Raw genomic sequence first — 20,554 nt, forward strand, 5'->3', positions numbered from 1 at the left:
ATCTCGACGGCGTCGTTCGCTGGCGTCTGTGCGATCTGGCGCAATGGCTGTGGGAGGAGTTTCGCGTTTCGGTGAGCGAGCAGACGCTCAGCCGCGAAGTCCGGGCCATGGGCTATCGCAAGCTCGCTGTTCGGCCCAAACATCACGCGCAAGACCCTCAAGCCATTGAGGGTTTTAAAAAAGCTTCCCTGCCGCAGTGGCAGAGATTGCCGCTGGAGCGGCCCGAGGAAAACGCATAGAGATTTGGTTTCAGGATGAGGCCCGTATCGGGCAAAAGAACAAGATCACCCGCCGATGGGCCAGGCGAGGAACACGGCCTTCAGCACCGCACGATCAGCGCACAAGGTCGGCCTACATCTTCGGCGCAATCTGCCCCAAGCTCGGCAAGGCGGCGGCGCTGGTCATGCCATGGTGCGACACCTACGCCATGACCCAGCATCTGGCCGAAATCGCCCGACACGTCGATGCCGACGCGCACGCTATCCTCATCATGGATCAGGCAGGCTGGCACATGTCCAACAATCTCGTCGTGCCCGAAAACATCACCATTCTGCCACTCCCGCCGAAATCGCCGGAGCTGAACCCGGTCGAAAACCTCTGGCATTTCATGCGCGACAACTGGTTATCAAACCGCGTGTTCAAATCATACGACGACATCGTCGATCATTGCTGCGATGCCTGGCGGCGGCTCGAAAGCCAGCCATGGCGCGTCATGTCGATCGGACGCAGAGAATGGGCCAATGGGTTTTGATCAGTGAGGGACCGTATAATGTTCGACTACCAGATCGTCGCTTCGGCCTTTCCGGCCCTTCTACAGGGGCTTGTCACGACGGTGCTCGTCACCGTCGCCGCCTTTCTCTCTCGCGACCTACCTGGGCAGCCTGTTGGGTGCCGCGACCCTGTCCCCGCGGCGTTCCCTGGCAAGGGGCGCGATGGGGTTCTTGCACATCGCCCGCGCCACGCCGGAGATGATCGCGATCTTCTGGTCCTATTATTGCCTGCCCATCCTGCTCGGCGCCAACCTGTCCGGCCTGACCTGCGGCGTTCTGGCGCTCGGCCTGATCGGCGGCGGCTACATGGCGGAGATCGTGCGCGGCGGCATTCTTGCCGTGGATCGGGGGCAATGGGAGGCTGCCCGATCACTGGCCATCCCGAGGCCCGTGATCTGGCTTTATGTCATCATTCCCCAGGCCGTGCGCAAGATGTTGCCAGCCGTGGTGAACTATTTCACGGACCTCCTCAAGGCGACGACATTGCTCGCCGGCATTGGGGTGGGGGAGGTCGATTACGTCGCCTATCTCAACGGGTCGGCGTCGTTCCGCTATAACGCGTAAGGGGCACACGTCGAGTCGATCATGACGATGTCGCCATCGTAAGCCTCCGAAACCGCCCCAAGAAGCCGATCCCAGACCCCGGCTTTGCGCCAGCGGACGAAGCGATTGTAGCAGGTGGTCGACGGACCGTAGCGTTCTAGAATCTCCGCCCAGGGCGAGCCCGTCCGGAACCGCCAGAGGATGCCATTCAGCGCCCGCCCATCATCGACCCGGGGAACACCGCGGGGCTTGTTGGGCAACTGCGGCGACAGGATCGACCATTCGTGATCCGTGAGTTCGTAGCGGCGACTCGTCATAGAGGCTTCCTCATTCGGGAGCCCTGAATCACGACAAGCGATAAACACCAAGCAATTTTATGAGTTTACGCCCTAGCTCGCTTTTTGCCCAGGTTCTGAGACAATCGTGGGCCATTTCCCATTATTTGCCAATTGGTTCACTACTTCTGAGATGAGCGAAAATACAGCTGCCACTTCGAATGATCTCTCGTCTTTTGGATTTACAGCGAGAACCACCGAACGGGTTATTATCGGGTCAACAATCCTTACTATCCGCAACTGTCCTAGTGAGGCCTCCTGCTGAATTGCAGACGGTGTCAAGATTGAGTACGCCTTTCCTTCAGTCACCATGCTTATAATGGTCGAAAGAGAATCAACCTCGAAGCGCACATTCAGCGCACAACCATGTTGGGCGACAACGTCCGCAACCGAGCGGCGAACGTTGTTGGTACGCATTGGCACAGCCAGTGGGTAGGAAATCAGGTCGGACAGCGGGATGACGTCGTCGAACGGTGGCTCATTCGGCGGAACGACGAGGCAGAGTTCCTCTTTGGCAAGAACCGTGGCGCCGCTGAGGGCGTCGCCATTTTTGTAAAGAATCGCTAGATTAAATCGACCGGCGGACATCCATTCTTCGATCGGCCCACTCATGCCCTCCACGATTTTTAGCGAAACGCGAGGAAGCTTTTCTTTCGCAAGTGTAAGAAGCTCTGTCACCACAACGCGCGCTGCGCCGGACGGAATACCAATCGTTACCTCCCCAGCTGGCGATTTGACCTTGCTAGTGAGTTCCTGCTCCGCAATACTTATCTGGTTCAATATAATTTGGGCGTGATGAAGTAGCTTAGCGCCGGCGGAGGTGAGCTTAACCCCAGTACGTTCGCGCACTAGCAATTTTGTACCAAATCCCTCTTCCATTTGTCGCACATGCAGACTGAGCGCGCTCTGGGCCACATGCAACTGTGCTGCCGCTCTTGTGAAGCTTCCCGCTTCGGCAACGCCGACGAAATACTTCAATTGCCTGAATTCCATGTCAAGTTCCCCTAGCGGTCTGCATGTTTGACGGCTCTTATAATAGCTTTTCGTACGCTTAAGTCATCTGGAAACGAGATGGTTGGAACGTTGAAATTATATTGGAGCTGAGGAGGTTTGGACGGGCATATTTCGACGCGGGCCGTGATGCCTTGGATCAGCAAGCATGCGGTCTGTTCTTCATCGCGGCGCGCGATAACGACGATTGAGGGATGAGCGTAAGCCTATGGCAACTTCTGTAACAGTGAGAGACGTCATTCTCGCCCCAGGCAATGGAAGCTTCTTTTACGACGACCAGGCCGCCATCCGCGCCGGTGTCGCAACCGATGGCTTTCGATATGTCGGGTCGCCATTGACGCCGGGTTTCGAGACTATCCGGATGCCCGCCCGGTCCCTCAGCATCGGGCTTGTCCTGTCCGATGGCATGGTTGTTTGGGGCGACATGATGAGCGTTCAGTATTCCGGCGCTGGCGGACGTGATCCGCTTTTCAGGACGGACGAAATCACGTCGCTGACACGATCCGTCGTATTTCCACGGCTCAAATCTACCGACATCTCGAACTTCCAGGCGGCCTGCCGCCATGTGCTCGCCAATCACGAGGGCCGCCGTCTGCCGCTCGCTGTCGAGTATGGAGTAAGCCAAGCGCTGCTCGCCGCAGCGGCGCATGTCGCCCGCACGACGCTCACCGAAGTTGTCTGCTCCGAATATTCCCTGCCGTTGCCGGAAAAGAGGGTTCCCCTCTATGCGCAGAGCGGAGACGCCAGGGAGATCAATGTCGACAAGATGATCCTCAAGGCCATCGACATACTTCCCCATGGCTTGATCAATTCCCGAGAAAAGTTCGGGTCCGCGGGCGAAACATTCCGCGCCTTCGTCAAATGGGTGGCACAGCGCGTGAGCGAGATCGGCGAGCCGGGATACCATCCCACGCTGCATTTCGATGTCTATGGCTGGATCGGTCTCGAGATCGGCATGGATGCCGGTGCGATCGCGGATTTCATCTGCGCCGTTGCCGACGACGTGCCGGACTATCGACTGCATATCGAGTCCCCGGCCGACTTCGGATCGACCAAGGCCCAGCTGGACGAATATGCAAAAATCGTGGACCTGCTCGACAGGCGCGGATCCAACGCGCGCATCGTTGTCGACGAACAGTGCAACACGCTCGACGACATCAAGCTTTTCGCCGAGACGAGGGCCGCCCATATCGTGCAGATCAAGATGCCGGACGTCGGCTCGGTTGCCGACACGATAACGGGCGCGCTGGCATGCAAGCAGGCTGGCGTGGGCGCCTATGTGGGCGGCAGTTGCAGCGAAACCGATCTTTCGGCGAGGGTTTCCGCCCAGATCGCGATTGCTACACAGGCCGACATGGTTCTGGCAAAGCCGGGCATGGGTGTCGACGAGGGCATTTCCATCGTCGGCAACGAGCAAAACCGGGTGCTCGCCATTCTGGACTACCGTCGCGGTCAGAGCGCGCCTTCGAATGTCATGGCAAGCCTGACATGATCAAGCCACTCGAAGGTATCACCGTCATCGCCGTAGAGCAGGCGGTCGCGGCGCCCTATGCGTCATCGAGGCTCGCCGATGCAGGCGCGCGCGTCATCAAGGTGGAGCGTCCCGACGGCGACTTCGCACGAAACTACGACCGGCTTGTCGAAGGGCAGAGCGCATACTTCGTCTGGCTCAACCGCGGCAAGGAGTCGATCTGCCTGGATCTGACAATCGAGGCAGATCGCGCGATTCTTTCGGCGATGATCGCCGAGGCGGATGTCTTTATCCAAAACCTGAAGCCCGGCAGCATGGAAAAGCTCGGCTTCGCGTCCGAAGATCTGCGCAAGCGGTTTCCCCGCCTGATCACCTGCGATATTTCCGGCTTCGGGAACGGTGGAGCGTTCTCGCACCTGAAGGCATACGATCTCATCGTCCAAGCCGAAGCGGGGCTGTGTGCTATAACCGGAACCGCGCATGGACCGGCGCGCGTCGGCGTTTCGGTTTGCGACATCTCGGCCGGCATGAACGCCCATTCCGCGATCCTCCAGGCGCTTTTGCTGCGCGAAAGCACAGGACAAGGCACCGCGATCCAGGTGTCGCTCTTCGACGCCGTTGCGGACTGGATGAACGTTCCCGTGCTTCAGTTCGACTATAGCAGCTACGAGACCAAGCGCGCGGGAGTCAATCATCCCTCCCTTTTCCCCTATGGCGCCTATCGCTGCGTGGATGGCAAGGACGTTATCTTTTCGGTTCAAAATGACCGGGAGTGGGTGATCTTCTGCGACAGGTTCCTCAAGCAGCCCGAACTCACGCGCCGCCCTGGATTCGCCGACAATATGCAGCGGCTGAGCAATCGCGCGGAATTGGACCGGATCATCGTTGCACGTTTCTCGGAAATGTCGAGCGACGAGGCGATGGCGGAACTGGAAGCCGTGGGCTTGGCCTATGGCCGCCTCAACCAGATAGAGGATCTTTCGGCCCATCCGCATGTTCGACGCATCGCGGTATCGACGCCGCAGGGCGATATCGACATGATCGCTCCCGCCGCGATTTTCGATGCTGCGCGATCGCCCGCGTTTCGGCCAGTTCCCGCCCTGGGCGCCCATTCCGAAGCAATCCGCAATGAGTTCGGACCGCGGTCAAGGCGCGACATGGAAAAGACACCGGGTAAAGCCAGGCACTGACGGGTTGTCGTGCCGGCACGGCCTTGCGCGCCGGCATGGCATGGAACGATCGAGGAGCGGCGGCAAACTTGCTACCGTCCCGCGATGTAGTTGCGCCATGCGTCCGGGCCGGTGCGATGGATCGAATTGCCGTTTACGTCGACGGCGACGGTAACGGGCATGTCGCGCACCTCCATCTCGTGGATCGCCTCCATGCCGAGATCCTCGAATGCGACGACGCGAGCGGACTTTATGGATCGAGAAATGAGATAGGCGGCCCCGCCCACCGCAATCATGTAGGGAGCACGGTGTTCGACGATGGCGTCGATCGCCACCGCTCCGCGCTCGGCCTTGCCGATCATGGCATAGAGGCCGGTCGCTTTGAGGATCGTGCCGGTAAACATGTCCATCCGCGTGGACGTCGTGGGACCCGCAGGGCCGACAATCTCGCCACGTGCGGCTGGCACTGGCCCGACATAATAGATGACACGGCCATGCAGATCCACGGGCAGCGGCTCGCCCGCTTCAATGAGTTCCACCATTCGCTTGTGCGCGGCATCTCTGCCGGTCAGCATCTTGCCGGAAAGCAGCAGGATTTCGCCCGCCCGCCATTCTGCGGTCTGTTCGCGCGTGAGCGTGTCCAAGTCAACCCGGCGGGCGCCTATCGACAATGTACTGTCGACATCGATCTCGGGCCAATCGCCCAGGTCGGGCGGCGTCAGTACCGCCGGTCCGCTGCCGTCAAGCACGAACTTGACATGCCGGTTTGCCGCGCATTGGGGAATCATCGCCACGGGCTTGGATGCTGCATGGGTGGGGAAGGTCGCAACCTTGACGTCGACCACAGTGGTCAGCCCACCCAGGCCTTGCGCGCCTATCCCCAGGGCGTTGATCCTTTGGTAGAGCTCGACGCGAAGCGCGTCCTCGGGGCTCGAAGGACCTCTGCGAAGCAGATCGAACATGTCGATCGGCTCGTTCAGCACTTCCTTGGCCATCAGCATGGCCTTTTCCGCGCTGCCTCCGACGCCGATGCCGATGAGTCCGGGCGGACACCAGCCGCTGCCGAGTGTCGAGATCGTCTCGACGACCCAATCCGACACCGAGCCGCTCGGGTTAAGCTGGGTGAAGCGCGCCTTGTTTTCCGACCCACCGCCCTTGGCCGCGACGATGAACGTGATCTCGTTGCCTGGCACCAAGTCGACATGCAAGATAGCGGGCGTGTTGTCGCGGGTGTTTTTCCGCGTCGACAGCGGGTCCAGCACCACCGATGCCCGCAAGGGATTGTCGGGATCGAGATATGCCCTGCGAACGCCCTCGTTGATAAGGTTGGCAAGGCTGTATGAACTGTCGATGTGGACGGACATGCCGACTTTTGCAAAGATCACGACCAGCCCAGTATCCTGGCAGATGGGCCGCCGCCCGAACGCCGCCATGCGGGAGTTGACGAGGATCTGCGCCATCGCGTTTTTCGCCGCCGGGCTCTCCTCCCGCTCATAGGCGGCCGCGAGATAGCGAATGTAGTCCGGCGGGTGATAATAGGATATGTATTGAAGCGCGTCGGCGATACTCGCCGTGACATCGCTCCCCGCAACGATTACCTGCTGGCTATTCAAGGCCGGAAACTCCATCAAGCGTCAGCATCAGAAGCGGCGCATGCTGCTGCGCCCCATAGATGTCGGTGTCTCCGATTCCGCCGGATGCGATACTTCGCGGAAACGTGATCTTTATCGCGCAGGCCGGATCGAACGCAAACACCTTCACCGCTTTTCTTGCTTTAATCCCGTATAAGCGGCAGATAATCCGGGCATTGATCGCGTTCGAGAGCTTGACCGTCTCGTAGACGTGCCGGGTCTTGAACATGACATCCAGCGTAAGCTCGAAAGGACCCGAATTCTTGCTTCTGATGACGCTGGCAATGTCAATCAACTGCACATTCACGATCCTGCTCCCGATGTCGGGCCGATGTTCTCGATGACCGTTGGAAAGAAGAGCGTCGGATCGTCGATCCTCATCAGGTGATAGACGCTGAACTCGAACACCTCTCCGGCATCGAAATCGGATGGCGAATAGGGAAATGCGAGATTGCCAGCTGTCGACAACCTGCCAGGGTATCCCAGGTGAAGTATACTCGAACGGGCGAAGCTGCAGATCGATTTCGCCTGCAGCGCGGTGTGGGCGACCGCCTCGATCACGATGCCGACCTCGTGCGGCACGGCATCGCGAACCGGCTCGATCGCGCCGAGGACCGCGTCGCGACCGTAGATCCGAAAGATCAGCCTATAGTCCTTGGGACCGATCTCGGTGAAATTTTCGGCGGTGCGCGCACGCACGGCGCTGCAGATATCATCGATCTGAGCAATGAAGATCGGATCGCGCACTCCGGCGAAGGAGATGTAGCGGTGTCCCACCCGACGCGCACCCTCGAGCTTGACGGCGTAGGGCGCATCGACATGCCGGCTGCCGCTGACCCGGACCCGGCGTTCGTCGATCTGCTCGAAACGCGCATCGGTCAGATCAAGCACGCCCCCCGGGCCTGGCAGTAGATAAGGATCGCTCTTCTCATAGAGCGAATGCGCAGCGACCGATGCTACCGTGCACTTTCGCGAAGGATTCAGCGGCTCCAGTTCAAAATTGTCGCGCCGCAGCGTGCCAATCATGCAATCGCTGCCACTGCCGGGGATGCTGGCGATGGCGGCGCATTCCAGGATTTTTCCCATATGCAGCGCTAGACCGAGATCAAAGCCGTGCATGGCCGGAAAGGCACCGAAAACCGAAGGGTCATATGCGCGGCCCGCGAGAATGACGTTGGCCCCGAGCGTTAGAGAGCGCAGGATGGGTTCGATGCCGGCCTGCGCGACAATGTGACTGCATTGCCTAATGTCCTGCAGGGCCAGTTTTGGCGAACCGCCGCAGGATGCAATCCGGCCTTCGTTCAATGCGGCTTCGACCACGCCCTTCTCGACCTCGGAATCGATCATCGCGAAACGTAGTGCGAGTGCATCTTCGGACGCGATCTCGCGAATGATTTCGGCGGTCCAGTCGAGATGCGGTTTAGCGCCGGCTCCCCCGGCTGAACCGATGATCACCGGGATCCCGAGAGCGTTTCCCGCACGCAGAATGATCTTCAGATCTCGCTTCACAGCGGCTCGATCGGTGAAGGATACGCCCGCGCCAAGGTAATAGGGCCCGGGATCGCTCGAGCCGGCATCGACCGCGATGACATGTGGCTGCCGCTGAAGCCCTTCCTCAAAAGACGCTTCCGGAAAGCCATATCCAAGAATCGCTGTCGGAGACAGAATCCTGATCTCGTCCATTGGTGCAACCTCGTGGTGCGAACGTCGGTAGGCTGTCGATTTATGCAATCCCTATTGGACTTGCCGAGTTGACCAGTTTTAGGTTCTGGAAACTCCTCACGCCTTCAACCCCTCCTTCGTAGCCGTAGCCGCTTTGCTTCAGACCACCGAGCGGGGCATCCGCAGATACTCCTTTGAGGTAATTTATGCTGAGTGCGCCTGCCGAGAGAGCCCGCGCCATGCGCCTCTGGATTTCGTGCGAATGTGTAAAGACATATGCGGCAAGTCCAAAATCGCTCGCGTTTGCTTCAGTGATGGCTTCCTCGATCGTGTCAAAAGGGGCAACTGTCAGCACGGGCCCGAACGGCTCCTCCGTGAGTATCAGTGAATCGGAGGGAACCTCGGTCAGGATCGTCGGTGCCCAATAGAAACCAGGCTGGTCGATGCGGGCACCGCCGGTCTTCACCTGGGCGCCCCGGGACACGGCATCCCCGATCAGACGCTCCATGGCTTCGATTCGCCGGGGATTAGCCATCGGTCCCATCTCCGTCGCGGGATCATCGGGCCTGCCGACCTTGATGTTTCCTGCAACTTCGACAAGTTTATCGACAAAGTCTTCGTAGACTGGTCGCGCCACGAGGATGCGGCTTGGTGCATTACAACTCTGGCCCGCGCATTCGAACTTGTATTCCGATATCGCCGAAACTGCTTTGGATATGTCGGCATCTGCGAACACGACCACCGGGGAGTGGCCGCCGAGTTCAAGCACACAGCGCTGAAGGTTCTCAGCGGCATGTTTCGCCAGTCGCCTTCCAACCGGCGTCGACCCCGTGAACGAAAGAACGCGGACTGAAGGCGATGCAAGCAGGTGTTCGGAGATCATTGCCGGATTGCCGAACACAAGATTGACCACACCGGCTGGCAGGCCCGCCTCCTGCAGAGCCTCGGCCATGTAAACGCCGGCACTCGGAGTCTCCTCGGCAGCCTTCAGGATGACGGGGCAACCTGCGACTAGGGCGGCGGCCAGCTTGCGGGCATTGAGCACAGCCGGATAATTCCATGGCGTGAAGGCCGCAACGATGCCGGCGGGTTCGTGCAGGACGGTTCTCTTCTCGTCGATGGAGGCCGGTGCCGTCAGTTCCTCGGCATGTCGGCCATTCCATTCGAACGTCTCCACCGCGCGGGCAAATTCCCCCTTCGCTTCCGCCAGTGTCTTGCCCTGCTCCTGAGAAAGCGCGGTCGCGGCCGTGTCGATATTCCGCGCCAGGATGCCAGCAGCACGAACAAGAATGGCGCCGCGTTCGTGCGCAGGCGTATCCGCCCAGAGCGTCGCACTGCCTCGCGCCGCATTCAACGCATCGTCGAGATCACCTGCGGAGGCCACGGCGACGCTGCCGAACGGCTTGGCATTGGCTGGATTGATGAGAGCGATGTCCGCCGTGCCGGTGCCTGAGCGCCACGTTCCATCGATGAATAGCTTATAGTTAGAACCGTCTGGCATGACTTACTCCGCCTACTTTTTAGATTGTATGCTCGCTATACGGCTGAGATCGGAGCGTTTGCCCCGTTCCAGCTCGGCGGCTTGAAGGCAGAATTCCCCGCTTACAGATGCTTGGTCAAATAGCGTTTGTCGTTGCCTGCCATCTGGTGGCGAGATGGTCGACGGCGACAATTGATATTTGACCGTCTAGCACGGCTACGAAACAATCCTTGCAGTTAGCTTTTAAACGGGAGGATTGCGCGATCGTGGATCATTTGGGAGAGATTTACTGGCGGTCGCTTCTTTTCGTGCCGGCCAACAATATCCGATTTGTCGAGAAAGCTCAGACGTCCAGCGCGGATGCGATCATCCTTGACCTCGAAGATTCCGTGCTGCCGGAGCACAAGATCCAAGCGAGATCCACCCTCCAGAATAATGCAACCACCCTTTCGACCGAAAAGAGAGATGTCCTGGTCCGCATCAACCGGCCACTGTCCCTTGCTGTGCGAGACATAGAGCGGGCGATTCACCGTCAGGTTAAGGCCATCGTTGTTGCCAAGGCAGAAAGTGCTCAACATTTGGCTCTCTTGAGTGAAATACTGGAGGAAAGGGAGCGTGCGCTCGAAATTCCAGCGGGGCACACGAAACTGGTTCCTCTGATCGAAACGGGCGCGGCTGTGCGCCGTATCGACGAGATCGCATCGTGCCCCCGCGTCGTCGCTCTTGCCTGCGGTGATGAAGATCTCGCCGCTGACCTGCAGTGTGACCCGGACTCGGAAACACTCGCCGCCGTCAAATATGACCTTGTTCTGGCATGTGGACTGCGTGGCATAAGACCGCTCGGCCTGATGGGGTCAATTGCGGAATACCGTGACATGGAGAAATATGGTTCGTCAGTAAGTCGCTCTGCGGCGCTGGGGCTGAAAGGTACGTTGTGCATCCATCCAAAACAGGTGGGTGTTGCGAATAATGGCTTTGCGCCGTCGCCCGAGCGCATCGAGCAGGCCAGACGCATTGTGGAGGCAGCGGACACAGCCCGTGCACACGGGGCCGGCGCCATCGGTCTGGATGGTAATATGATCGACGCTCCGGTGCTCCGACGTGCTCGCAACCTGTTGAAGGAAGGGGAGCGGTTCGCCGGCTAAATAGCCAAGGACCTCCCATCGCCGTACGATATGAAAAATAGGGAAAGTCGGAGTTTGAAACCATGAAAATACTTGTGCCTATCAAACGGGTTGTTGACTTCAACGTAAAGATCCGTGTGAAGGCCGATGGCTCTGGTGTCGAGCTTGCCAACGTGAAGATGTCGATGAATCCGTTCGACGAGATTTCGGTCGAGGAAGCGCTGCGTCTGAAGGAAGCCGGCAAGGCCGAGGAAGTGGTCGTGGTCTCGATCGGTCCGGCCAAGGCCGAGGAAACGCTGCGCACCGCGCTCGCCATGGGCGCCGACCGCGCCGTGCTGGTCGAGACGGAAGACGCCGTCGAGCCGCTGGCCGTCGCCAAGATCCTCAAGGGCGTGGCCGAGGCCGAACAGCCGGGCCTGATCATCGTCGGCAAGCAGGCGATCGACGACGATTCGAACCAGACCGGCCAGATGCTCTCGGCCCTCTTGGGGTGGGCGCAGGCGACCTTCGCCTCCAAGGTCGAGATCGGTTCCGGTTCGGCACAGGTCACGCGCGAAGTCGACGGCGGCCTGCAGACCATCGAGGTCAAGCTGCCGGCGGTGGTCACCACCGACCTTCGCCTCAACGAGCCGCGTTATGCCTCGCTGCCGAACATCATGAAGGCGAAGAAGAAGCCGCTCGACAAGAAGAGCCCGGCCGATTTCGGCGTCGATACCGCCCCGCGCCTCAAGGTGCTGAAGACCGAGGAGCCGTCCGGCCGCAAGGCGGGCATCAAGGTCAAGACGGTCGCCGAGCTGGTCGAAAAGCTCAAGACCGAAGCCGGCGTGCTCTAAGAAGGAAAGGGAGATACAACCATGGCCATTCTTCTTCTGGCAGACCACGACAACGCCACGCTTTCCGACCAGACCGCCAAGGCGCTGACGGCAGCCTCCAGGATCGGCTCCGACGTGCATGTGCTCGTCGCCGGCTCCGGTGCCAAGGCCGCGGCCGATGTCGCCGCAAAGCTGTCGGGCGTCTCCAAGGTTCTGCTCGCCGACGATGAAAGCCTCGGCAACAACCTTGCCGAACCGCTGGCAGCGCTCATCGTGTCGCTCGCCGGTTCCTACGACGCCATCGTCTCGGCTGCGACCTCGGTCGGCAAGAACGTGCTGCCGCGCGTTGCCGCCCTGCTCGATGTCGCGCAGGTGTCGGAAATCGTCGAGGTCGTCTCGGGCGACACGTTCAAGCGTCCGATCTATGCGGGCAATGCCATCCAGACGGTGCAGTCCACCGACGCCAAGAAGGTGATCACCGTGCGCACGGCCTCCTTCGCCGCTGCCGGTGAAGGCGGAAGCGCAGCCATCGAGGCCATCCCGGCTGCAGCGAACCCGGGCCTGTCGACCCACGTCAAGGATGCGCTGTCCTCGTCCGACCGTCCGGAACTGACATCAGCGAAGATCATCATCTCGGGTGGGCGTGCGCTCGGCTCGTCTGAAAAATTCCAGGAAGTCATCCTCCCGGTCGCCGACAAGCTGGGTGCCGCTGTCGGCGCCTCGCGTGCAGCCGTCGATGCGGGCTATGCGCCGAACGACTGGCAGGTGGGCCAGACGGGCAAGGTGGTCGCGCCGCAGCTCTACATCGCCTGCGGCATCTCGGGCGCCATCCAGCATCTCGCCGGGATGAAGGACTCGAAGGTCATCGTCGCGATCAACAAGGACGAGGAGGCGCCGATCTTCCAGATCGCCGACTACGGCCTCGTCGCCGACCTTTTCGGGGCCTTGCCCGAGCTTGAAGAGGCGCTCTAAGCGCTTGCAGCCCATGCACCGTGGTGTTCTCCATTAGTTAGGAACGGGCAAATGGGGCGTGACACAGTTTGCGCCAAAGGGGCCCACTGAATGCCAAGAAAATTCTGTTGCTCACGGCCGCGCGATAGCGGGATTACTCTTCCAGCTCCGATACGCCGACGAAGGCATTACGCTCCGGGCAGAGGTTGGATTGTTTTGCAGGTGTGAAGTCGCGCTCGGTGACTGGGGCCGCCGGGCGCACTGTACGAAACATTCGAACGCCAGCTTAGTGATTATAGGAGGCGACGCGCTGGGAATTAACCTCGCGTACCACCCCGCTCGGGAGGGCCGGCGCGACGTAGTTCTCGTTGAAAAAGGTGAACTGACCGGCGGGTCGACCTGGCATGCTGCCGGACAATGCCCGAACTTAATGGGCCATTATGAAATGGCTCATATTTACCAGTAAGGGATCGATCTTTGTCGGCGTCTAGAGACGTTAACCGGCCATCCCACCGGCTGGCATCGCTGCGGCGGCATTCGTCTGGCATACACAAGAGAGGAAGTCGATTGGTTTCGATACGTCGAAGGCATCTCAAAGACCGTCGGCTTCGCGATGGAGATTGTATCTCCAGCACGGATCAGAGAACTGAACCCATGGCTACAACTGAAAATGTTCTTGCAGGAGCTCTGACGGCCACGTGGACCCGGCGATTGCATGCAATGCCATGGCGCTCGTTGCGCGAGAACTCGGTGCGACAATCGTCCGTCGTAACCGCATTCTGGGATCAGTCGTCTGAAATCCGGTGAATACGAAGTGTCGACCGAGGAGGGGGTCGTGCTATGCGAACATGTCGTGAACGCCGCTGGCCGCTATGCACGTACGGTCAGCGCCTGGTCAGGTGTGGAGACTCCGATCACCAACATGGAATACCAATAATTTTGTCATTGACCCTTCTTCTCACGAGTTGGGGTCTCCGGCGAAGCCGGGGCGGTTCAATATCGATTCCAGCCGACCAGCATCTTGAATAGATGGATCGGTGGCCGCATTCCGGATGGGCCTATGCCCACAGGTGGAATGCGTAGAGCGCCGTGGCGCGCCCGGTGGCCTACCCCAAACCTCGCTCATCCTCGGGCGCGTCGATTGGGATGGAAAAGCCGGCCTTCACCCTGTCAACCACCACCATTGTCTTGACGCTTTTGATGTGCGGATTGTCGTAGAAAAACTGGCGCGTGTACTCTTCATAGTCTTCCATGCTTCGCGCGGTGATGTAGAGCAGAAAGTCCGCGTCCCCCGTGATGTAGAAGCCGGTGGCGATCTCCGCGGAAGACTTGATTTCCTTCTTGAACTTGTCGATGATGTCGATACGCTCGCGCTCTAGCGTCACGAGCACCAGCATCTGGATTGGTCTCCCCACGGCTTTGGCCGAGACGATCGAGACGTCGGCCTCGATAATGCCTTCCGAGCGCAGGCGTTTTAGGCGCCGCTGACAGGCGGTGGGCGAAAGTCCAACCTGCTCGCCAATAACATCCGAGGTAAGCCGGTTGTTCTTTTGGACGAGTTCCATGATACGGGCATCTATATGGTCATAATCACTGCCGCGCCCACGATTGCCCAATTTCTATCCTCTCGAGAAAAGTCAGCTGCGAAATTTCATCTTAGAAACACGGTTTTGCGGCAATTTCATATCTAGTGGCGGCTCAGCTTTCAAGGCGTGATTTAGAGCCCTTCTGTCGGATTCCGGCCTGTGCCGCGAGTGCCCGGAATAGAGACGATCCTCGTTGCGCAAACATGCGTATCAGCCTCTGTGCGCCACTGTTAACCAAGAGGAAATTCCCCAACCCATCGAGCGTTCGCGCAGTATTTCATCGCACTTCGATCTTTTGCGCTGACTTTCATCGACAGCGAGTCGTTACCCTCTGACTGTGGGGCAAACAACGCGGGCAACCGTCGGCAGTCCCGACAGAACCGTGAGAACTAACGACGCCCTTTTTCATGTTCCCTGCCGGAAGCGGTTCGGTCTGCCGCCATGGCGACGTCCTGCACGCAACCGCTCAAACATCGCGAAATCAAATCATCGGGACCTCAGATGCAAAACAAGCTTCCCTCTCATGTCGAATACCTCATTATCGGTGGCGGGATCATCGGTCTTTCGATCGCCTACCATCTCACGAGGCTCGGACACCGTGACGTGCTGCTCCTCGAGCGCAGCAAGCTCACGAGCGGAACCACCTGGCATGCCGCGGGTCTCGTGACGCAATTGCGCGCCAATGAGAACATGGCGAAACTCGCCCAATATTCGGCGGAACTGTTCACGGATCTCGAGAGCCTCACCGGTCAGGCGACCGGGTTCCGCCAGACCGGCTCCATCACGGTCGCCGCAACGCAGGCGCGCATGGAAGAGTTGAAACGCGGCGCTTCCATGGGCCGTTCATTCGGCCTTGACGTCGAAATGATCGATGCTGCGGAAGCCAAGCGACGCGTGCCGCTCCTCGAAGTCAGCGACGTCCTCGGTGCTGCATGGATCGCCTCAGACGGGATGACAAATCCGATCGACACGGCTATGGCGTTTGCGGCTGGCGCACGGCAGGGCGGAGCGACGATCCTCGAAAACACGCCCGTCAACCGCATCGTGGTTGAGAAGAGTCGCCTGGTCGGCGTCGAGACCGACGAGGGCCTTGTCCGCGCCGAGAAGGCCGTCATTTGCGCCGGCCTATGGAGCCGCAACGTCGCGGCGGATCTGAACTGGACGGTCCCGCTCCACGCCGCGGAGCATTTTTATATCGTTACCGAGATCATTCCAAACCTGTCGGCCGACCTGCCGACCATCCGCGACATGGATGCCGCGGTCTATGCCAAGCCAGATGCCGGCAAATTGCTCGTCGGCTTCTTTGAACAGCGTGCCAAGCCATGGGGCATGAACGGCATCCCCCGCGATTTCAGTTTCGACGCGCTCCCCGACGACTTCGACCATATCGAACCCTATCTCGCCGCGGCGATCAATCGAATGCCCCTCCTCGCCGATGTCGGTCTTCAGCTCAACTTCAATGGGCCGGAGAGCTTCACACCCGACAATCGCTTCCTACTCGGTCCCGCCCCGGAAATCGCGGGCCTTTATGCCGCAACTGGGTTCAATTCCTGCGGTATCGAGTCGTCGGGTGGCGCCGGCAAGGTTATGGCGGAATGGATGTCCACCGGCGTTCCCGCGAGCGACTACTGGGAAATGGACGTCCGCCGGGCCATGCCATTCCAGCGCAACAGACGCTATCTCTATGATCGTACGACCGAGGCGGTCGGCAACCTCTGGAACCTGCACTGGCCGCACAAATCACCGAAGACCGCGCGCAACGTGCGGGTTTCGCCGCTGCATGACCGGCTGGCCCAAGCCGGCGCCAGCTTTGGCGAAGCTGCCGGATGGGAGCGTCCGCAATGGTTTGGCGCCCCCGGCTCGAAGCCCGCCACCCATGGTACCTTCGGCAAGGATGATTGGTTCCATGCGAGCGCCGCCGAACATGCCGCCACCCGGTCGAGCGTAGCCCTGTTCGACCAGACATCCTTCGCGCATCTCCTGGTGCAGGGACCCAATGCCCTTGCGCTGCTGCAGAAGCTGTCGACCAACGATGTCGACGTGCCGGTTGGGCGGATCGTCTACACCCCTTGGCTGAACGCGCGTGGCGGTATGGAGTCCGACGTCACCATTTGCCGGACCGCGGACGAGGAGTTTCTCGTGGTCACTGCAGCCGTCCAGCGGATTCGTGATCTTGCCTGGCTCAAGGACCATGCGCGAGAGAGCGGCGGTCATGTCTCGGTGACGGACGTCTCCTCCGGCTATGTCACCCTTTCGGTCATGGGGCCGCGCTCGCGGGAGCTGCTGTCGAGGGTCAGCCCGGCCGACTTTTCGGATGCCGCATTCCCGTTCGCCACGGCTTCGGAGATCGAAATCGGCTACGGCCTTGTCCTCGCATTCCGGATGACCTTCGTCGGCGAATTAGGCTGGGAACTTCATATTCCTACCGAACAGGCTCTCGGCATTTACGATGCGATCATGGCAGCGGGATATGATCTCGACCTCCGCCTCGCGGGCTATGTCGCCCTGAACTCTCTGCGCGTCGAAGCTGGTTATCGTGACTGGGGCGCTGACGTGGCCGATGAAGACACACCGCTGGAATCCGGCCTCGGCTTCACAGTCGCCTGGGACAAGCCCTCGGACTTTATTGGTCGCAATGCTCTCGAGGTTCAGCGCGGCAAGACGCCGCGCCGCCGGTTGGTCCAGTTCGCGGTTCCCGGCGACGTGCCGCTGATGTTCGGCACCGAACCGGTGTGGCGCAATGGTATCCTGGTTGGCTACCTGCGCTCGGCCGGGTTCGGACATACGCTGGGCTGCGGCGTCGGGATGGGATACGTCAATGCGGACGAGGGTGTCAGCGCCCAATGGCTGCAAGACGGTATATTCGAACTTGAAATCGCAGGCACCAAGTACGCCGCTGTCGCATCGCTTCGCCCGTTCTATGACGCCGGAAGAACGCGTGTTAAGGGCCAGTATTTCGAGCTCGACACGCTCATCGCGCCAGAACTACGGAAAGCGCAGTGACAAGGTGGCCGATCCAGTGTGCGCTTTTAAGTGGCGCTCACCGGACGGCGATCTGGTACGCGCGAAGTCGTCTGTGTCAATCGAAGTGCAGACGCGTATTTCGTCCTTGTTCTGAAGGTCGATCCGATCATGAGAAACCGTGGGCAGCCGACCGACGGCCGCCCACGGTTTCACGTTCAGTTTGAGGGAGGAAGATGCGCTATCCCCGCTCCCAGTCGGTAGTAGCCTTCCTTGAAGGCTCGCATTGGTATGTTCTGAAGCGTTGAGAAGGGAAGGAACACGTCGTCTGCGCGCAGGCCTCCGAATAGGTAACGGGCAAGCTCGCGCCCGAAGAGCGTACCAGTGCGATGCCGCGGTCGTTGAAGCCGGTTAGGACGATGAGGTTGTCTCCCATCACGTGAAGGCGAGGCAGGTAATATTTTGTGATGCCTAGACATCCGTTGAAACGAGGACGGACGAGGCGCACACTTTGCCGCAGTCGGTTCGTAAGGTCCATGCGCCGTTCTCGTGCGTGATGCTCCTGACCGAACTGTGTGTGAAGACGTCGGCCCCACATGCGATCGCCGCTTGGCGACGCCACGAACATAGGAGAACGGCTGAAATGTCCCGAAGCGGAAATCGAGCAGGCTAATCGCAAAGGTATTAGCGCCCGTTTTGCTTTGGGTTTCAAATTCATCGAGGATGTGAATGGGGGCACCGAGTTCTAGCCACGGCCGTGCGCGCTTCCTAATCTCCGCAATGCCGCTTTTGCCCACGGCGCAATGCAGCGTGCCGGCGCGCGTTGTCTCGCACTGGATATTCATGTTCCGATGACATCGAACACGATGTCCGGCGACGTGCATAACAGGTCTACCATGCGCGAACTAAATTGAGGGCCGAGTTGCTCTTGAATAGCCGATGGCATGACCCAGAGCATGCCGGTCGCCCGGCCGGCAGCGCCGGCCCCGATTCGGCCGCTTCGAGAAGGATTGCATGCACACCTCTCTCGGCCAGATGCAAAGGCGGTCGATAGTCCCGTATATCCGCCGCCCAGGATGACGACTCAGTAGCCATGTCCTGAGCAAGCGTCTGCCCAGGTGGGGCGGATTGGGCAGTCTTTTGCCAGAGACCATGAGATTCGTCACTAATCATTTCAGATACCTGCCGTTGGCGGCGCATCGGATCGCCAAAACACGCGTAGAGCCCATGACTGCGCGCGCTCGTGCCAGTGTGGAGCTTAGCTAAAGTTCAACAGTTTGAATAGGCGACCGTGATTATTGCAGCTATGCGCGTCCTCACGCCGAAAGGATCGCCACGACTTCATGGCAGGTCAAATGCATTGTCCGTATCAGCGGTATCTGTCTTCGAGACGCCAAGCATGTGCGTGAATGACGTTGACAGATGCGGCCAAAAGCCCGCAAGGCGCCGTTCATCTCGAAGCGAGATGGAAGCGATACACACTATGCATTTGACTGTCCGGGCCCGACCATCGAAGCTTTGTCCGGGAAGGCAACACAACGCCTGCTTGACATGCAACCGATGCCGCAGTTCACGTCCTGGGAATGTAATTTTAGAACGTGGACCTGACAAAGGGCGGCGACCATTTAGCGAGAGGGGTTCGAATGCGTAACGTCAACGACTTCAGTGATATTCATGATGAGGTGATCGGCTGGCGCCGCCATCTCCATCAGAATCCCGAACTCGGATACAAAGTTCACAACACCGCCAACTTCGTTGCCGAAAAATTAGCATCGTTCGGCATCAATCATATCGAGACGGGCATAGCCGAAACCGGTGTGGTAGCCGTGATTCATGGCAACGGCGGCGAGGGCCCGACGATCGGTTTGAGGGCCGACATGGACGCCCTGCCGATCATGGAGACGACGGGCAAGCCCTGGGCGTCAAAGATCGACGGAAAAATGCATGCCTGCGGCCATGATGGCCATACGGCGATGTTGCTGGGAGCCGGCAAGTATCTTGCGGCAACCAGGAACTTCAGAGGTTCTGTCGCGCTCATTTTCCAGCCCGCTGAGGAAGACGGCCAAGGCGCCGGTCGAATGGTCCAGGAAGGTCTGATGGACCGATTCAATATCTCCCAAGTCTTCGGGATGCATAACATGCCCGGTATTGAAGTCGGCAAGTTCGGCATTCGCGACGGATCCATCATGGCTGCCCTCGATGAGTTCGACATCATCATCACGGGCCGCGGCGGCCATGCCGCCACACCGCATGTGACGATCGACCCCGTGGTAGTCGGAGCCCAAATCGTCACCGCGCTGCAAACTCTAGTTTCACGAAATCTCGATCCGACAGAAGCGCTGGTCGTGTCCGTGCCGAAATTCACGGGAAGCGAGTCCTACCACATCATTCCCGATACTGTGACACTCGGCGGCACAGTGCGAAGCCTTTCGCCCAAGCTTCGCGATTTTGCCGAGAAGCAAATCCGCATCTGCGCTGAAAATGTGGCTGCTGCATTCGGGGCAACGGTGGAATATCGTCATAGGCGTCTTGAGCCACTTACCTTCAACCACACCAAGGCGACCGAGGCTGCGACCGCTGCTGCGAAGAGACTCGTCGGCGCGGAAAGCGTGAACGAACAGATTAAGCCCGTGATGGTATCGGAGGACTTCGCCTACATGCTTCAGGCGCGCCCAGGTGCGTTTCTTTTTCTCGGTAACGGTGCCACTCCCGGCCTGCACAATCCGGGCTACGACTTCGATGACACAGCAATTCCCTACGGAATAGGCTACTGGGTCAACTTGGTCGAAGGAGGCCTGGTCAACTGATACCGTTGGCGCTTTAAGCTCCCGTTTGGATCACTGGACAAGACGTAGTTTCTGATCCTCCCTACCATACTGATCACGTCGACCCGTCACCTGCCCGGTTAAAGGATCGACGCAACTCCGAGTCAATCTGTGCTGACGTCTGCAATGACGGCCAGACTTGCTCTGAAAGCCGCGCGATTCATTCTAAACTTTCTGTTGGTCGAATCCTCCGGCGACGCGGGCGCATTTGAAAGAGAGAGAG

General features: G+C 59.4%; 15 protein-coding genes and 2 pseudogenes. 10 read left to right on the top strand and 7 right to left on the bottom strand.

All coding sequences use genetic code 11. The annotated features are described in order from the left end of the window. Both AKG11_RS30070 and AKG11_RS30075 read left to right on the top strand, forming a co-directional pair. A pseudogene (locus AKG11_RS30070) lies at window positions 1-751 on the top strand (IS630 family transposase); the annotation flags it as partial. A gap of 70 nt (window positions 752-821) precedes the next feature. Then, window positions 822-1,334: an amino acid ABC transporter permease gene (locus tag AKG11_RS30075; RefSeq protein WP_082342830.1), complete on the top strand. Its 513-nt coding sequence runs from the start codon at window positions 822-824 to the stop codon at window positions 1,332-1,334. Window positions 1,335-1,339: 5 nt separating this feature from the next. Here AKG11_RS30075 and AKG11_RS30080 read toward each other — a convergent pair. Both AKG11_RS30080 and AKG11_RS30085 read right to left on the bottom strand, forming a co-directional pair. Further along, a pseudogene (locus AKG11_RS30080) lies at window positions 1,340-1,630 on the bottom strand (transposase); the annotation flags it as partial. A 72-nt stretch (window positions 1,631-1,702) separates the two neighbouring features. Continuing rightward, the gene (locus AKG11_RS30085) at window positions 1,703-2,641 is read right to left on the bottom strand and encodes a LysR family transcriptional regulator (RefSeq protein ID WP_050746612.1); all 939 of its coding nucleotides are present in this window, start codon (window positions 2,639-2,641) and stop codon (window positions 1,703-1,705) included. Between the two features lie 226 nt (window positions 2,642-2,867). Here AKG11_RS30085 and AKG11_RS30090 point away from each other — a divergent pair, with 226 nt between their 5' ends. Continuing rightward, window positions 2,868-4,151, top strand: a complete 1,284-nt coding sequence (locus AKG11_RS30090) for a methylaspartate ammonia-lyase (RefSeq protein WP_050746613.1) — start codon at window positions 2,868-2,870, stop codon at window positions 4,149-4,151. Next, the gene (locus tag AKG11_RS30095) at window positions 4,148-5,320 is read left to right on the top strand and encodes a CaiB/BaiF CoA transferase family protein (protein ID WP_050746614.1); all 1,173 of its coding nucleotides are present in this window, start codon (window positions 4,148-4,150) and stop codon (window positions 5,318-5,320) included. Before AKG11_RS30090 ends, AKG11_RS30095 begins: the two co-directional genes overlap by 4 nt. 71 nt (window positions 5,321-5,391) lie before the next feature. On the opposite strand, the gene AKG11_RS30100 is transcribed toward AKG11_RS30095, so the two are convergent. From AKG11_RS30100 to AKG11_RS30115, 4 genes are read right to left on the bottom strand one after another with little or no spacing between them, the layout of a single operon-like run. Further along, the gene (locus tag AKG11_RS30100; RefSeq protein WP_371260168.1) at window positions 5,392-6,912 is read right to left on the bottom strand and encodes a fumarate hydratase; all 1,521 of its coding nucleotides are present in this window, start codon (window positions 6,910-6,912) and stop codon (window positions 5,392-5,394) included. Continuing rightward, on the bottom strand, window positions 6,905-7,237 hold the full coding sequence (locus tag AKG11_RS30105; protein ID WP_050746616.1) for a DUF4387 domain-containing protein: 333 nt from the start codon (window positions 7,235-7,237) through the stop codon (window positions 6,905-6,907). The genes AKG11_RS30100 and AKG11_RS30105 overlap by 8 nt, the downstream gene beginning before the upstream one ends. Continuing rightward, complete coding sequence (locus AKG11_RS30110) at window positions 7,234-8,613, bottom strand: acyclic terpene utilization AtuA family protein (RefSeq protein WP_050746617.1); 1,380 nt, start codon at window positions 8,611-8,613, stop codon at window positions 7,234-7,236. Before AKG11_RS30110 ends, AKG11_RS30105 begins: the two co-directional genes overlap by 4 nt. Before the next feature lie 40 nt (window positions 8,614-8,653). Further along, on the bottom strand, window positions 8,654-10,093 hold the full coding sequence (locus AKG11_RS30115; RefSeq protein ID WP_050746618.1) for an NAD-dependent succinate-semialdehyde dehydrogenase: 1,440 nt from the start codon (window positions 10,091-10,093) through the stop codon (window positions 8,654-8,656). A 209-nt stretch (window positions 10,094-10,302) separates the two neighbouring features. Between AKG11_RS30115 and AKG11_RS30120 the strand changes: the two genes are divergently transcribed. From AKG11_RS30120 to AKG11_RS35895, 4 genes are all read left to right on the top strand, one after another. Continuing rightward, complete coding sequence (locus tag AKG11_RS30120) at window positions 10,303-11,217, top strand: HpcH/HpaI aldolase/citrate lyase family protein (protein WP_082342832.1); 915 nt, start codon at window positions 10,303-10,305, stop codon at window positions 11,215-11,217. A gap of 62 nt (window positions 11,218-11,279) precedes the next feature. Further along, window positions 11,280-12,029 carry an electron transfer flavoprotein subunit beta/FixA family protein gene (locus tag AKG11_RS30125; protein WP_050746619.1) on the top strand — a complete coding sequence of 250 codons (750 nt, stop codon included), beginning with the start codon at window positions 11,280-11,282 and terminating at the stop codon, window positions 12,027-12,029. 21 nt (window positions 12,030-12,050) lie between these two features. After that, complete coding sequence (locus tag AKG11_RS30130) at window positions 12,051-12,980, top strand: electron transfer flavoprotein subunit alpha/FixB family protein (protein ID WP_050746620.1); 930 nt, start codon at window positions 12,051-12,053, stop codon at window positions 12,978-12,980. 268 nt (window positions 12,981-13,248) lie between these two features. After that, window positions 13,249-13,425, top strand: coding sequence for an FAD-dependent oxidoreductase (locus tag AKG11_RS35895; protein ID WP_371260170.1), 177 nt, complete (start codon window positions 13,249-13,251; stop codon window positions 13,423-13,425). A 640-nt stretch (window positions 13,426-14,065) separates the two neighbouring features. On the opposite strand, the gene AKG11_RS30135 is transcribed toward AKG11_RS35895, so the two are convergent. Continuing rightward, window positions 14,066-14,575 (bottom strand): Lrp/AsnC family transcriptional regulator, encoded by a 510-nt coding sequence (locus tag AKG11_RS30135; RefSeq protein ID WP_371260169.1) that lies wholly within the window; start codon window positions 14,573-14,575, stop codon window positions 14,066-14,068. A gap of 471 nt (window positions 14,576-15,046) precedes the next feature. On the opposite strand from AKG11_RS30135, the gene AKG11_RS30140 reads away from it, so the two are divergent. Next, window positions 15,047-17,548 (top strand): GcvT family protein, encoded by a 2,502-nt coding sequence (locus tag AKG11_RS30140; protein ID WP_050746621.1) that lies wholly within the window; start codon window positions 15,047-15,049, stop codon window positions 17,546-17,548. A gap of 1,601 nt (window positions 17,549-19,149) precedes the next feature. Next, complete coding sequence (locus tag AKG11_RS30145) at window positions 19,150-20,313, top strand: M20 aminoacylase family protein (protein ID WP_050746622.1); 1,164 nt, start codon at window positions 19,150-19,152, stop codon at window positions 20,311-20,313. Window positions 20,314-20,554 lie beyond the last annotated feature (241 nt).

Source organism: Shinella sp. SUS2 (genome assembly GCF_001262505.1).
Classification (GTDB): domain Bacteria; phylum Pseudomonadota; class Alphaproteobacteria; order Rhizobiales; family Rhizobiaceae; genus Shinella.